This is a genomic window from Syntrophomonas wolfei subsp. wolfei str. Goettingen G311 (assembly GCF_000014725.1).
Classification (GTDB): Bacteria; Bacillota; Syntrophomonadia; order Syntrophomonadales; family Syntrophomonadaceae; genus Syntrophomonas; species Syntrophomonas wolfei.
In genome coordinates, this window is the sequence record NC_008346.1 from 2328987 (window position 1) to 2343934 (window position 14948).

At 46.6% G+C, this 14948-nt stretch carries 15 protein-coding genes; 7 read left to right on the plus strand and 8 right to left on the minus strand.

The window, feature by feature from the left end; translation table 11 throughout:
• Positions 1 to 69 precede the first annotated feature (69 nt).
• Positions 70 to 852 carry a short-chain-enoyl-CoA hydratase gene (locus SWOL_RS10500; RefSeq protein WP_011641417.1) on the plus strand — a complete coding sequence of 261 codons (783 nt, stop codon included), beginning with the start codon at positions 70 to 72 and terminating at the stop codon, positions 850 to 852.
• 84 nt (positions 853 to 936) lie between these two features.
• Here the strand turns inward: SWOL_RS10500 and SWOL_RS10505 are convergent, their stop codons facing one another.
• Positions 937 to 1734: a SurA N-terminal domain-containing protein gene (locus SWOL_RS10505; protein ID WP_011641418.1), complete on the minus strand. Its 798-nt coding sequence runs from the start codon at positions 1732 to 1734 to the stop codon at positions 937 to 939.
• A 39-nt stretch (positions 1735 to 1773) separates the two neighbouring features.
• Complete coding sequence (locus SWOL_RS14755) at positions 1774 to 1920, minus strand: hypothetical protein (protein ID WP_155814213.1); 147 nt, start codon at positions 1918 to 1920, stop codon at positions 1774 to 1776.
• Between the two features lie 33 nt (positions 1921 to 1953).
• Between SWOL_RS14755 and SWOL_RS10510 the strand changes: the two genes are divergently transcribed.
• Both SWOL_RS10510 and SWOL_RS14430 read left to right on the plus strand, forming a co-directional pair.
• Positions 1954 to 2160, plus strand: coding sequence for a hypothetical protein (locus tag SWOL_RS10510; RefSeq protein WP_041427537.1), 207 nt, complete (start codon positions 1954 to 1956; stop codon positions 2158 to 2160).
• A 61-nt stretch (positions 2161 to 2221) separates the two neighbouring features.
• A complete protein-coding gene (locus SWOL_RS14430) occupies positions 2222 to 2389 on the plus strand; it encodes a hypothetical protein (RefSeq protein ID WP_155814214.1) in 168 nt (55 codons plus the stop codon).
• Positions 2390 to 2497: 108 nt separating this feature from the next.
• Here the strand turns inward: SWOL_RS14430 and SWOL_RS10515 are convergent, their stop codons facing one another.
• Positions 2498 to 2692 (minus strand): helix-turn-helix transcriptional regulator, encoded by a 195-nt coding sequence (locus SWOL_RS10515; protein ID WP_011641419.1) that lies wholly within the window; start codon positions 2690 to 2692, stop codon positions 2498 to 2500.
• Between the two features lie 428 nt (positions 2693 to 3120).
• The gene (locus SWOL_RS10525; RefSeq protein WP_011641420.1) at positions 3121 to 3396 is read right to left on the minus strand and encodes a TfoX/Sxy family protein; all 276 of its coding nucleotides are present in this window, start codon (positions 3394 to 3396) and stop codon (positions 3121 to 3123) included.
• A 421-nt stretch (positions 3397 to 3817) separates the two neighbouring features.
• On the opposite strand from SWOL_RS10525, the gene SWOL_RS10530 reads away from it, so the two are divergent.
• From SWOL_RS10530 to SWOL_RS10550, 4 genes are all read left to right on the plus strand, one after another.
• On the plus strand, positions 3818 to 4282 hold the full coding sequence (locus tag SWOL_RS10530; RefSeq protein WP_162010617.1) for a hypothetical protein: 465 nt from the start codon (positions 3818 to 3820) through the stop codon (positions 4280 to 4282).
• Between the two features lie 418 nt (positions 4283 to 4700).
• Entirely contained in the window at positions 4701 to 5462 is a 762-nt protein-coding gene (locus tag SWOL_RS10540; protein WP_011641423.1) for a Uma2 family endonuclease, read from the plus strand.
• A 302-nt stretch (positions 5463 to 5764) separates the two neighbouring features.
• Positions 5765 to 6493 carry an ABC transporter ATP-binding protein gene (locus tag SWOL_RS10545; RefSeq protein ID WP_011641424.1) on the plus strand — a complete coding sequence of 243 codons (729 nt, stop codon included), beginning with the start codon at positions 5765 to 5767 and terminating at the stop codon, positions 6491 to 6493.
• The gene (locus SWOL_RS10550; RefSeq protein ID WP_011641425.1) at positions 6486 to 8165 is read left to right on the plus strand and encodes a putative ABC transporter permease subunit; all 1680 of its coding nucleotides are present in this window, start codon (positions 6486 to 6488) and stop codon (positions 8163 to 8165) included. Before SWOL_RS10545 ends, SWOL_RS10550 begins: the two co-directional genes overlap by 8 nt.
• A 112-nt stretch (positions 8166 to 8277) precedes the next feature.
• Here the strand turns inward: SWOL_RS10550 and pyk are convergent, their stop codons facing one another.
• The 4 genes from pyk to SWOL_RS10570 form a co-directional block, all read right to left on the minus strand.
• Positions 8278 to 10026 carry a pyruvate kinase gene (gene pyk / locus SWOL_RS10555; RefSeq protein ID WP_011641426.1) on the minus strand — a complete coding sequence of 583 codons (1749 nt, stop codon included), beginning with the start codon at positions 10024 to 10026 and terminating at the stop codon, positions 8278 to 8280.
• Between the two features lie 188 nt (positions 10027 to 10214).
• Positions 10215 to 11171, minus strand: a complete 957-nt coding sequence (gene pfkA / locus SWOL_RS10560; RefSeq protein WP_011641427.1) for a 6-phosphofructokinase — start codon at positions 11169 to 11171, stop codon at positions 10215 to 10217.
• A gap of 107 nt (positions 11172 to 11278) precedes the next feature.
• Positions 11279 to 11530 (minus strand): trp RNA-binding attenuation protein MtrB, encoded by a 252-nt coding sequence (gene mtrB, locus SWOL_RS10565; RefSeq protein ID WP_011641428.1) that lies wholly within the window; start codon positions 11528 to 11530, stop codon positions 11279 to 11281.
• A 25-nt stretch (positions 11531 to 11555) separates the two neighbouring features.
• Positions 11556 to 14948, minus strand: coding sequence for a DNA polymerase III subunit alpha (locus SWOL_RS10570; protein WP_011641429.1), 3393 nt, complete (start codon positions 14946 to 14948; stop codon positions 11556 to 11558).

The following is a 14948-nucleotide window of genomic DNA, read 5'->3' on the forward strand; positions in this document are numbered from 1 at the left end:
ATCGTAATAGCTACTTTGTGATTTATTTTTCATTCACTTAATTTGAACCATAAAAAGGAGGAGACAGCAATGGCGTTTGAAAATCTGATTCTGGAAAAAGAAGACTATCTTGCTATTCTCTATATTAACCGTCCCAAGGCTTTAAATGCTCTTAATGCTGAAACCCTGTATGAGATGGAAGAGGCCATAAAGGATATTAAAGCCGACTCCAATATCAAAGTGGTTATCGTTACCGGTGTCGGTGATAAATCCTTTGTTGCCGGTGCAGATATTACCTTCATGCTGCCCCTGTCGCCGCATGAAGGCAGATTTTTCTCTGATGTTGGAGAAAGAGTTATGCGGCAGTTTGAACTCATGGAAAAACCGGTTATTGCGGCAATTAACGGTTTTGCCCTGGGTGGAGGCTGCGAGCTGGCCATGGCCTGCGATATAAGGCTGGCTGCTGAAAATGCCGTTTTCGCTCAACCGGAAGTGGGACTTGGTGTTATTCCCGGCTTTGGCGGAACCCAGAGACTGCCCCGCCTGGTAGGTGAAGGCCGAGCCAAAGAACTTACCTACACTGCGGATGTCATCAATGCCCAGGAAGCCTATCGCATCGGCCTGGTAAACCATGTTTATCCTGCCGATCAATTGATGGACGAAGCCAAGAAAATGGCCAAGAAGATTGCCAACAAGGCTCCCCTGGCTGTCGGTTATGCCAAGTTTGCTATCGGCAAAGGCATGCAAGTTGACATCGATACCGCCATGAGCATTGAATCCGATATGTTCGGAATGTGCTGTGCTACCGAAGACAAGTTTGAAGGCATGGGTGCTTTTGTTGAAAAGAGAAAACCCACTTTCAAAGGAAAATAAGCCTAGAAAACTGCCCAGGGGGTTCTGCTTTATGCAGAACCCCCTTTTTAATACCTGGATAACTGATTTCAAGCAATTTAAGCATTAATCCGGTGCTGGATAACTTATCCCCAATTGGCGCCCTTCCGAAGTAATCTCAACTTGCGCTTTCTCTAAGAGTGGCTTTATTCTATCATCACCAATCCAAGTGAAACTCTTTGCAACATACCCCTGCTCATCCTCCTGCGCCTCATCCTTATATTTTTCCAGGTAGACACCCCAATTGATTTTAGCCAGGCTATCAGCAAAGCGATCTTCCATTAATAAGAAATATTTGTCCTCTGAAATGCCCCAGGTCTGTATTAGAATAGTAATTTCTTCCGGTTTTAAAATTTCCATATACTTTTGCTGGTCTGCTATATAAGCCTTAATCTGATCCTCAGGAGGATATATTCCCAGGCTTCTTGCAGCACTGCTTATCACTTTGGTCTCTATCAAATCATTCAGTATTTTTGCATCAGAAGGAATACTCTTATTGTTAAATTCCGCCTGTAGGATTTTATTAATCTTTTCCCAATACCAATTTGAGGCCGTAATAGTTTCTCCGTTAACCCGAGCAACAACAATATTTCTATTTTCAATCGTAACCTTTCCCTTTAGCTTCTCACCGAGACTGTGCATTCTTTCATTAATTTCTGTTTGTTGAACCGGATTAGGTTTTGAAATTTGGGAAAAATCAACATCTACTATAGCAGATTCAGTTGCGGCTGTGATAATTTCGTTAATCTGAGCCTTGGTAAGGGGTTGCTGGGAGTCTTCAAAATTATTAGATTCGCGGACATTCGAACAAGCGTTTAATATAGTGATTATAAATAAGAGCAATATAATAACTAATTTTCTCATAATGCTAACCCATCCCCATATTTAATAAAATTCTTTTATTTACTGGTTATAGCAATAAAATTCGATAATACCATATTCGGCAGCTTCTATGCCGATTAATTGACATTTCACCAGGCAAGTTGCACCTTCTATTTGGAATATGTCATACAATTCTTCTCCATCAACTTTGATGTATAATATAACCACAAATAATAATTGTTGGAGGCAAGCAATTTCTCTATGAAGAAATCCGCAAAATCAAATAATAACCTTAAAAGATTTTTATTTATGGCCTTAGGCGGTTTATTGGGAATTGTGTTGTATGGAATTGGGAAATATTTAATCGCCGGCCATACTGATATTGAACATTTGATAACATTCTTTATTATTTGGTTAATAGGAGGAGCAATCGGTTTTTTAATTGCCATAAAGATGTTTGAACTTTAACTTAGTGACGTATTTTACCATTGGCATTACCAAGAATAAACAATAATCGGAGGTCTTACGTTTGAGTAAATATCAAAAATGGACCGTTTTATTTTGTTTGCTTATGAGTGCATCACTCATTTTTGGGCAAGCAGCCAAAACAGTTTTTACCTATGCTCCATTAACTGGTTGGATTTTAGGTGCAATATTTTGCATCCTAGCTATTATTACAGCGATAAAAGCCTATTAAGCAAGATGATCTTAATGTAAAAATTCTTTGCTGCACATAATTTCTTGAACTGCGCAGCATAATTCCAATTTACCAAAATACCTTTGACCTTATGAAAAGAGCTATCTTTTATTTATCCAGAATAAAAAGTTCTTCAACGTTAGTGCCCAATAATTTTGCCAATTTCATTGCTAATTCCAAGGTTGGATTATACTTTTGGTTTTCGATAGCATTTATCGTTTGTCTTGTAACACCAAGACAGGCTGCAAGGTCCTCTTGTCTATAGCCAAGGGCTTTTCTTAGCTCTTTTATATTATTTTTCATCTTTACCGAACTTCCATTTTAAAAATAGTGTAACTATCCAATAGATAATTAATTGTGATGTCATAAGGATAAATGCTATGTTGAGCGTATCCGTTTTTATCCAATCATATGCGACCCACACTAGCAAAAACAGAATACCAAAAAGCCATGCTGATTTAATAGCCTTCAGGTTGATGCTCATTTCCATTTCGTCCATCTTTCGAAAGCCGTCCAAAATAACCACCCTTTCAATGTAAAAGATATTTTACATTTTTATTGTAACTTAACAAAATATAAATGTAAATAGTTTTTTACATTTATACGTACAGAATAATCCAAGTGAATGGATGTAGGGGGTTCTCGTTAAGACGCATTTTTAACTGAACGTGCAGTACTAAATATGGATAATGGGAAGCTTGAACTTTAAAAGTACCATCATGCTCATAGCCTCACGACAAATTGAATTTTATCCCCTTGAACGAGTTGTAGAACTCCTTCAAATCTGCTTTCATCTCTGCTGGAAGCTGGCTTTTCTTAATACCCTGAATAGCTCCCTCCAATGCATACAACCTATGAATACAAGCGGAAGGATCAATCGATTTTATCTTGAGCCAAGCCTGTTTACTTCCTGATTCCTTTAGTTGTTCATAGGTTGTAATCCCTACTTCATAGAGTTGCTGTTCGATGACCTTACCAATATTAGAAAGCCTGGATAAATTGCCCATATAGTTTATCCCTCCAAATTGGCGCCTTTCTAAACATCTCAGCACATATCTTGACTTCACATTATTAGCCTAATCGGCAATTAAATAATTGAAAGTTCATGTCTAACAATAAACATTAAACCAAGTTCATGTAGGTATCATAATGTCTGCGCATGGTTTGTTTTAATTATTTTCTTTTGCTTTAATAATGGCAAGTGCTCGGTAACAGCTTACTTTATAATTATAATGAAAAAGGTCCTCACGGAGCTTCGCCGGTTTAATCGTATCATAGAGATAGTTGGCGGAAACATTCAGCACGATCGCAATCACGGCGCTGAGAATCCAAGCCAGTATTATCCTAGCTGGATACCTGATAAAAAAAGCTGGCTTTATATGGGGAGTAGATATATCCTGGGCACTGTTTGTTGTGGTTATTATTGTTATGTTAATCCGAGCCCGGGGATTTAATCAGCCTGCTTCCCTGAGCACTCCTAAGTCCGCAAGAATTGAAAAAATCAGCCTGTGGGCTGGATCTATGATCACTCTTGCAGTTGCTGGATTGGTTACCTGGAATGCTCTGCCCACCCAATACCACCTGGAAGATAAGCAAATCATAATCACAGGAGCTTACGGACTGAATATCAATTACTACGATATTGATGATATTATTCTGCAAACAGAAATGCCGGTGGTAGATATGAAAAACAACGGTCTGAATATGGGTCCCATCCTCAAGGGCCATTTTACGGTGCAGCGAATAGGCGGTGCCCTGCTTTTCCTGCGCTCGGCTCATGGTCCGGTACTAATCATAACCTTTAAGGATCATTCCGAGCCGGTACTTATAAATTTTTCCGATCCGGCAGAAACCAACCAACTTTACCAGCAGTTAAAATCCCAGACAAGATAAGTTTATGTTACCAGAATGCCGTTGCCATAAAAGAATCTGCCTCTGGGACAAGACCAGTCAAGTCATCAGTAAGTAAGAGCAATCCGCTTTAGAAACAAGAGATTTTAAAAATACCATATGCTTTATACTTTCAACAAAAGGGAACTAGCGGACCTGGACATTGAAGAGTACCGGCGGACAACTCGTAAGCTAACAGAATATCTACGACAGGAAATCGCGGCCTATTGTAAAACCAGCTGTTCTATGTGTGGAAATGAAGAAGCCCAGGCAAAGTATTTCCTCTGGATTAAAACCCTGGAATATGAAAATTCGGAGAGGAGTCTTTCGAACGGATTTTGTTGTTGATAATAGTCAACTACAATTGATTTTGGTTGATTATAGTTTACAGATTTCTTATAATCAAGATGGAGGTGGTCTTATGAGCATGGATAAGGAATTGATAACGGCCCAGGCTCTGGCCGAAGCCCTGCATCTTTCGGTGGAAACGATATGGAGATACACCAGGGAAAAGAAAATACCTTGCATTGAACTGGGCAACAAGCAGTACCGCTATAAGAAGGACGATGTAATCAAAGCATTGAGTAACGGCAGCATTCAGGAAAGTGCCTCATCTTATGAAACACAGGAACCCAGGAAGCTTACCTACCAGGATTACCTGCTGTTGCCGGAAGAGCCGGGTTATCATTTCGAGATTCTTGACGGCATGTTGATAAAAGAACCGGCACCCAATGTTTTGCACCAGCGGGTTTCCCGTAGGTTACAAAGAATCCTGGAAGATTATTTCTGGAAGGTTGATCCCAAAGGGGAGGTCTTTGATGCACCCTTGGATGTTACTTTGCATGATGTTAATGTGGTCCAGCCGGATTTGCTTTATGTGGCAAGCGAACAGGAAGTCATTGTAAAAGATACCCGGATTGACGGGCCGCCCATGCTAGTGGTGGAAATTATGTCTCCTTCCACCAGCCGCAAAGACCGCTTGCAAAAAAGGCGGATTTACCAGGAGGCCCGGGTAGAACATTATTGGCTGGTCAATCCCCAGGAAAAAATGCTCGAATGTTTCGCCTGGCGTGATGGTGTATACGCCCTGGTCGCAGGCGGAATGGAGGAAGAGCTGGTGGAACATCCGGATTTCCCTGGACTGTCCATCGCCTTAAGAGCCCTGTGGAATAGAGAGATATAGGGATATTTCCTGGTCGCTGTTTCTCCTGGCAAAAGGAACATTACTGCTGTTTTTTGTCAAACCCTTCAGATAACGCGGCCCATTCGGCCAGCGGGAAGTTTTCGGGGATAGGTTTAAGCAATCCCTCGCCTTGTTGCAGTGGTGTGTTAAAACTGCTGCGCTTTCTTCCGATGTTTAAAAATTACGGCGCTTTACTCTGCCTTGAAATTTGTCTTCTCCTTATTGCTATGCTATGATGCAATATGTAAATATGTGTAAGAAGGTAGCTTAACGGCAAGTTTCTTGAAGGTTAGGAGAGTTATATGATAGAAATCTGCGGAGTATCCAAAAGCTACAACCGGGGCCAGGTCAAGGCGGTGGACGATGTCAGCCTGACCGTCCAAGACGGGGAGATATTCGGCTTTTTGGGTCCCAACGGAGCCGGGAAGACTACCCTGATCAAAATGATTACCGGAATCCTCAATGCCGACCGGGGCAGCATCAAAATCAACGGCCGGGATATAAAAGACAGCCCCTTGGAGGCCAAAATGCAGTTCAGCTTTGTACCTGACGACCCCAATATTTTCTCGCGCCTCACCGGCATCGAATACCTGAACTTTATGGCCGACGTCTATCAGGTTTCCTCTGAAATCAGGGTGGAACGCATTCAGAAACTGCTGGAACGCTTTGAAATGTCAACGGCCGCCGCCGATCTGATTCAGAGTTATTCCCATGGCATGAAACAGAAAATCGTGGTGATCGGAGCCCTGCTGCATAATCCACCGGTTTGGATTTTGGATGAACCGATGACCGGCCTTGATCCGCGTTCATCTTATGATTTGAAGGAAATGATGCGCGAACATGCCGATGCCGGCAAAACGGTTTTCTTCTCCACCCATGTGCTGGAAGTGGCGGAAAAGGTATGTGACCGCCTGGCTATAATCAACAAAGGGCGGATGATTTTCTGCGGCAGTCTGGAGGAAATCCGCACTCATGCCCGGGAAAACCGGTCATTGGAAAATCTGTTCCTGGAGTTGACGGAAAATGCATAGATTCTGGGCTTTGCTAAAAATCTTATTAATAAATTATTTGGGCATTTCGATTTTCCAAATGAAAACCTCGAAGAACCGCAAGCCATATTTCAAAAAGATTGGCTTGGTGCTCCTGATCATTGTAGCCTTGGCTCCAACTATTGCTCTGTACGTCAAGCTGCTGGTTCAGGGTTTTGACGTGCTGGCTCCGCTGGGACAGGAGGGAGCCATATTGACTTTGGGTATTGTACTGGTGAGTTTCATTGTGTTTCTATTTGGGATTTTCTATATCATCAATTTCTTCTATTTTGCCGATGACGCCCAAAACCTGCTGGCTTTGCCCTTGAGCGGCTATCAGGTGCTGGGGGCCCGCTTCTCGGTGGTGCTGGTCAACGAATACCTGAGTGCTTTGCCTTTTTTACTGCCCCCGCTGCTGGTTTACGGGATCAAGAGCGGGGCCTCCGTTCTGTATTGGCTGTACGCCTTGGTTGGCTTTGCCCTGGTTCCCTTGCTGCCCCTGGGGCTGGCTACCATACCAACGGTCATCATTATGCGGTTTGCCAACTTGAGCCGCCGCAAAGACCTCTTGAAGATTCTGGGCGGATTGGCGGTCATCGTACTGGCGGTAGGCTACCAATTCCTATTTCAGAAATCAGGTCCCAATGCCATGGACACCGCATATTTGCAGCACCTGCTCACCGACCGCAGCGGTCTGATGAACTTGATGAGCCGGGTCTTTCCCTCCACCCGCTATTTGGGGCTGGCCTTGATCAATGCCGATCAGCTAAGTGGGCTGGTGAACCTGCTGGTTTTTGCCGGGCTTTCATTGCTGGTGGTGGCTCTAGCCTGGCTCACCGGTGATAAATTGTATTTTAAAGGTTTGGTAGGCTCCACGGAAACCGCGGTAAAAAGGAAGAAATTGAGTGAAGCAGATTACCGCCGGGTGGGCAAGGGTCTGCCGCCGCTCCTGTCATACTGGGCCAAAGAAATGCGTTTGCTGTTTCGGACCCCGACTTATTTCATCAACAGTGTAATGACCAATCTGCTGGTCCCCGTACTGCTGACTATTCCATTTTTTATCCAGGGGCGCAATCAAGAAATTACCATGCCTTGGGAAAAGCTCTTAAGTGAACCCCGGGGACAGACTATTATCATGGCTATAATTGTCGGGGGTATTGTTTTTATAATCGGCTCCAACGCTGTTACCGCCACTTCAATATCCCGGGAGGGCAGGGAATTATATGTTTCCAAATATATTCCCCTTTCGTACCGCAAACAGATTCTGGCCAAATTGTTGTCCGGTTATCTGCTGGGAATGAGCGGTGCGGTTTTGATGATAATAGCGGCGAGAGTCTTGATGCCTTTGGACAATTATTTGATAGCCATGCTGGTGGGGGTGAGCTTGGTGGCTATCATCCCGGTTGCAGAAGCGGGATTGCTTATAGATCTATACAACCCCAAACTCAATTGGGAAAACGAACAACAAGCCTTCAAGCAGAATTTCAATGTAATTTTTTCCATGCTCGTGGCCATACTGCTCGGCGGAGGTATTATTTATATAGTAATCCGGTATATCCATACCCCGGTTCAGGCCGCCTTATTCATGCTGCTGGGGTTTGGGCTGGCCGCCCTGTTTCTGTACTATTTCCTCATGACCTGGGGAGTTAGACGCTGCCATGAGCTGGAAGGATAGCCGTACAAGAGGCCACAGTAAGCAGTAGAAATCCACTGAAAATTACTCCTGAGTTGCATGTTTATTGCAGTAGAACTAAATTTGCCTCTTTCGTAGTTTAAACTTCCGATATTTAGCGTACTCGGGCAATTCCCTGGTAGACCCGGCCATGAGGGGTATCCAGGGTGACCAGCATATCGTCCTCCAATAGGCCGGTGGCGTTTCTGGCTCCTACAATGACGGGAATGTTAGCATTCAAACCCATAATAGCCGCATTGGAGGTCAGGCCTCCTTCCTCCGCTACCAGGGCGGCAATTCTGGGCAGGTGGGGGGCCAGGGCACAGTCGGCACTGGTGGTTACAACGATATCCCCGTCTTTAATCTTTTCCATGTCTTCCGGATAAACTACTATTCTTACCCGCCCGGTAACCGGGTCTTTGCCTATGCCCATGCCTTGGGCCAGTATCCGGCCTACAACATGAACCTTTAAAAGATTGGTGCCTCCCGGGGAACCGATGGGCACTCCGGCAGTCAATATCACCAGGTCTCCGTTGTTAATATAGGCAGACTCTAAGGCAGCTTTTATCGATTCTTCGAATAATTCATCAGTGCCTGAGGTTTCAGGAATCAAGAGGGGGTAGACGCCCCACACCAGAGCCAGCTTGTTCAATATCCGCTCTTCAGTGGTAACGGCAACAACACTGGCCTGGGGCCGGTATTTGGCTACCATCTTGGCGGTAAGACCGGTTACGGTTGGAGTAATTATGGCCGAGGCGTTCAAATTCAGGGCGGTGGCACAGGTGGCAAAGCTGATAGCATCCGTTATGGACAGCTCTCCTTGCAGTCTCCTCTGCCGCAAAATTTCCTGGTAAGGCAATACTTCTTCCGCCCGCCCGGCTATGCGGGCCATGGTCTTGACCACCTCAACCGGATATTTCCCGGCGGCTGTTTCTCCTGAAAGCATGATGGCATCGGCACCATCAAAAATAGCATTGGCTACATCAGATACTTCCGCCCGTGTGGGCCGGGGGTTTACGATCATGGAATCCAGCATCTGGGTGGCGATGATCACCATCTTTCCCCGGGGACTGCATTTCTCTATAATGTTTTTTTGCACCAGCGGTACTTCCTCCGCCGGTATCTCCACTCCCAAATCCCCTCTGGCTACCATTATTCCATCAGCTACTTTGATAATGTCTTCCAGGTTTTCTACCCCTTGCTGGCTTTCAATCTTGGCTATTATATCTATGTCGGCATCCCGCCGCTCCAAAAGACGCCTTATTTCCAGCACATCATCCGCTGTGCGCACAAAGGAAGCGGCAATGAAATCAACTTCTTGCTCTATGCCAAAGTTTATATCCTCTTTATCTTTTTCACTGAGGAAAGGCATGTTTATACGAGCTCCGGGCACATTGATTCCTTTTCTCTCTCCCAGTTCCCCACCATTGACCACCTCGCAGATAATGTCTGTATCGCTGGTCTCCAGCACCTGCAGGTTAATCAAGCCATCAGCCAGCAGTATGCTATTGCCCTTTTCCACCTCCTGGGGCAGGCGATCATAAGTGACCTGTACCAGGTTTTCATCTCCTTCTACTTGGCGGGTGGTTAGCACAAAACGCTGCCCGGCTTCCAGCTTCACCTTTCCAGCCTTAAGAAGACCGGTTCTTATCTCCGGTCCTTTGGTATCCAGCATTATAGCCACTGGTACTCCCGCCTTCTTACGGGCCTCGCGAATGTTGGCAATTCTCTTCTGGTGCTCTTCATAGCTCCCATGGGAAAAATTAAGGCGGGTGATATTCATGCCGGCCTCTATCATAAGCAGTAAGTTCTCAATCTGCTCGCTGGCCGGGCCAATGGTGCATATAATCTTGGTTTTTCTCATAAAGCCATCTCCTTCGCTCTGACATGGGGATAGTCTTTGGGTATATCATAGGGCCGGTTCTGATATATATAAGGATGATTCTATTACAAAAAGTTATTATTATTCATTGGATTGTATAAATATACCGCTCGCAGTCTACGCATGGGCAACACCTGCGGCTTATCACACGGCGTCCTCTTGGCTTACAGTTAAATAGAGAGTATTCGGGCTATCTCAAACATTGCCAGTTCCGGGGTTCTGGTTCCCCTGATTACTTCCTGCAGCGGAACCGGAAGAATTCTATCTCCTTCTTCTGCCACCATTATATTCCTTTTACCTTCCACGATAAAGTCCACTGCGGCCATACCCATGCGCGAGGCCATTATCCGGTCCACAGCCGTGGGTGTGCCTCCTCTTTGGGTATGTCCCAGAATACTGACCCGGGTATCCTTGCCGGTTCTTTTCTCTATTTCCTGGGCCAGTTCCATCACCGGGTAAACCCCTTCGGCCAGTATTATTATGCTGTGCAGCTTACCCCTTTGGGTTCCTTGCTTGATCTTTCTGGTAACCTCATCCAGGTCGGTCTCGATTTCCGGAATCAGGATGGATTCAGCTCCCCCGGCCACACCTGCTGCCAGGGCAATCTCCCCGCAATGCCGGCCCATCACCTCAATAATAAAAATCCGTCCATGGCTGGTAGCGGTATCTCTAATCCGGTTGATAGCTTCCAGAGCCGTATTCACGGCGGTGTCGAAACCGATGGAACGGGTATATACTATGTCATTATCTATAGTTGCGGGAATTCCTATAACATTTATCCCCAGTTTGCCAAGCTCATAACCCCCGCGCAGGCTTCCGTTTCCGCCAATTATGACCAGGTTCTGGATGCCCCGTTTTTGCAGCTCATCACGGGCCTTTTCCCTTCCATTGCCAGTCATGAAGATTTGTGAGCGCGAGGTCTGCAATATGGTTCCCCCCCGGTGAATGATATCAGCCACCGACCCCCGGGACATAGGGTCAAAATTCCCGGCCATCAATCCTTCAAATCCGAGGTGTATACCATAAGCTTCCATCTGATGGTAGAGGGCTGTTCTGACTACCGCCCGGATGGCGGCGTTCATACCTGATGCGTCTCCCCCGCTGGTCAATATTCCTACTTTTTGCAAGCCGGTTTCCCCCTTTGGAACCAGACACCGGCAGCCCTCTTTTTTTGCCCCTCGCATTTAGCAAAATGCTTTATTTAGCTTGCAAAGTGAGTTATATGCCAGTATCTTTAAGGATTTTTGCTGCTTATTGTACTTTCGCTGGTACTTATTCCATAGCGATGAGCTATTTCGGCATGTCCCCTGATCTTCACGGCTGAAGTATGTTCAGTGAACTGCAGTACCATTACCTCGCCTTTGTCCAGTTTTTCCGTATGATGGAATTTGGTGTCTTTGCCCCGGGTTAATCCTATAATGGTTACCCCATTCTCCAGGGCTTTAACCACAATATATTGTTCTCCTATATAGCCACTATCATTCATCGGCTCTACTCCTTCCTTAAAAGTCCTAATTGAACCAGACATTCTGCGGACCGTAAACGGCCGCCAATTCCTGCTTCAAATCCTGGCTGGGAGAAACATTGAATTTTTCATTTAAGACCAGCAGGCGGCGTCCCGGCAGGTGCAAAAAGACTTCAATATCCCCCGGGTATTTTTGCAAAAGTTTTACCAGCTTATTTCTATCCATTTCGCCATCGCCATTCCCGGCCAGGCGAAGATGCATTTCCCGCAACGACTCCGGTATGGGGCCCGTTTTCCGCAAGGCTATTTTGGGCTGTTCCTCACGCCGGTCGAAGTAGCCTTCAACAATTACCGCCCGGTCCGCCTCCAGACGATCACCATTCTTCCGGTAGGCCGAAGGGAAAACCAGCACTTCGATCCTCCCCCCCAGATCCTCCAGGACAAAGCGAGCATAACTCTCCCCTTTGCGGCTGACCCGGCGGCTTAAATTCACCACTATCCCCGCCACGCGAACATAGGATTCTTCTTCCCAAAGGTTAATATCTTCCAAACAATGGGTACTGATCAGGGGTAACAGAGAGCGGAATTCATCCAGGGGACTCTCAGAAACAAAAAAGCCCAGTACCTCTTTCTCTTTTAACAGCCGTTCCCGGGATTCATATTCGCCCTTCAGCTTTATAATCGGCTCTTCCACCATCTCCATTTCATCCCCGAAAAGAGAGCCTTGTTGGCTGCATTCATTTTGTTTTATCGCCAGAGAGATATTGACGCATTCCTCCATAATGGATAAGGCCCCTTTGCGGCTAAAACCCAGCGAGTCAAAACAACCGGCCAATATAAGGTTTTCCAGCATACGCTTGTTCAATTGCCCCAGATCCACCCGGCGGCAGAAGTCAAAAAGGGAGGTATAGAACCCCTGTTTTCGCGCCTCTACGATGTTTTTCACCGCATTCTGCCCTACATTCTTTATCGCCCCCAGGCCAAAGCGAATGGCATCCCGGGCCACGCTAAAGTTCTCATAACTTTCGTTAATGTCCGGGGGCAGTACCTTTATCCCTAGCCTCCGGCATTCTTTAATATAGGAAACTACTTTATCCTGATTATCTATTACACTGCTCAAAAAAGCGCACAGGTATTCTACCGGGTAATGGGCTTTTAGGTAAGCGGTCTGGTAGGAAATCAGGGCGTAGGCGGCTGAGTGGCTTTTGTTAAAACCATAGCCGGCAAAGCTTTCCATAAGATCAAAGAGATGGCTGGCGGTGGCCAGGCCAATACCATTCCGGGCTGCTCCGGCTATGAATTTATCCCGCTGGGCCATCAATTCCTCCGCCTTCTTTTTGCCCATGGCCCGCCGCAAAACATCGGCTTCACCCATGGTAAAATCGGCCAGCTCACTGGCCACCCGCATCACCTGCTCCTGGTAGAGAATGACCCCATAGGTTTCCTTCAGTATATCCTCCAGTAAGGGGTCGATATACTCTATCTCCTGACGGCCGTTTTTCCGGTTGATAAAATCCTCCACCATGCCACTGCCCAGGGGACCCGGGCGGTAAAGCGCAATTACCGCGATAATATCCTCAAAGCGGTCGGGCTTCATCTCGCAGAGCAGGCGGCGCAAGCCATCGCTCTCCAATTGAAAGACTCCAGCCGTATCCCCGGCGGACAGCAGTTTGTAAACCGCTTCGTCATCCAGGGGAATGCTGCTAATATCAATATCCTCGTCCCGGGTCTTCCTGATTATCTCCAGAGCCCGGTCTATCACGGTAAGGGTGCGCAAACCCAATATGTCCATTTTTAGTAGCCCGATATCCTCTACCGTCTCCTTGGTAAACTGGGTTAGCACATGGCCCTCCGGGGTCTTTTGCAGGGGAAGAATCTCGCTTAAACTCTGCCGGCCGATAACCACTCCGGCAGCATGAATCGATGCATGACGCGGCATACCTTCGATAGCCTGGGCAATATCCAGTATGTTGCGGGTATTGTAATCACTCTGGTAAGCCGTAAAAAGATCCGGCGAAATCTCCAGGGCCCGTTCTAGGCTCACCCCCAGTTCAGCCGGCACCATTTTAGCTATACGGTCAACCTGCCCATAAGGTACATCCAGGGCCCGTCCCACATCCCGAATAGCGGCGCGGGCCGCCATAGTCCCGAAAGTTATAATCTGGGCCACCCGGTCAGCCCCGTATTTGCTTATGATGTAATCTATTACCCGGTCCCGCTTTTCAAAGCAAAAATCTATATCGATATCTGGCATGCTCACCCTTTCCGGGTTGAGGAATCGTTCAAAAAGCAGGTCATAACGCAAGGGATCGATAGTGGTAATATCCAGCACATAAGAAACCAGGCTTCCTGCGGCCGAGCCCCTTCCCGGCCCTACCGGAATCCCGTTTTGCCGGGACCAGTTGACCAAATCCTGTACAATAAGAAAATAGGCGGCAAAGCCCATTTCATTTATTACCCTTAACTCATATTCCAGCCGCTCGATTATCTTCTCCTGCGCATCAGGGTATTTGCGGCGGAACTTCTCATGTACCATTTCACTAAGGAAAGACTCTGCACTGTGTCCAGGCGGCAACTCAAATACGGGTAAATGGTATTCGCCAAAAGTGAAATCGAGATTGCACTCGCCGGCAATCTTCAGCGTGTTCTCCAATGCTTCCGGGTAATCCGGGAAAAGCGCGGCCATTTCCTCCCGGCTTTTCATATAAAATTCGCTGCCCGAAAAGCGCAGGCGTTTTTCATCGTTTACCACGGAGCCGGTTTGAATACATAGAAGCACATCATGTACCTGAGCGTCTTTTTTCCTCAGGTAATGGCAGTCATTGCTGGCCGCCAGGGGAATACTATCTTCCCGGCTGAGACGAAGCAGGCCGGGCAAGCTTGCCTTTTCCTCCTGTAAACCATGATCCTGCAACTCCAGGTAAAAATTCCCAGAACCAAATAGTTCCTGGTAATAAAGGGCTTTTTCCCGGGCTCCCCGGTAATCACCGTTCTGCAGCAGGCGGGGTATCTCCCCGACCACACAACCGGAGAGGGCGATTAAACCCTCATGGTATTTTTCCAGGAGCTCCTGATCCACCCGGGGCTTGTAATAAAAACCTTCCAGGAAAGCCCGGCTCACCAGCTGTACCAGGTTCCTGTAACCCAGCTCATTCTTGCAGAGCAGAGTCAGGTGATAAAGATTATCATCGATACGGGCTTCCTTGTCCAGACGGCTGCGCGGGGCCACATAGAGCTCACAGCCGATCAAGGGCTTGATTCCCCTTTTGCGGGCCTCGCGGTAAAAATCGATTACCCCATAGAGCACCCCATGGTCGGTTATGGCCACCGCCGGCATCTCCAGTTCCACAGCCCGGTTTACCAGGTCCTTGATGCGGCAGGCTCCGTCCAGAAGACTGTATTCGGAATGATTATGTAAGTGAACAAAACTACCCGGCAT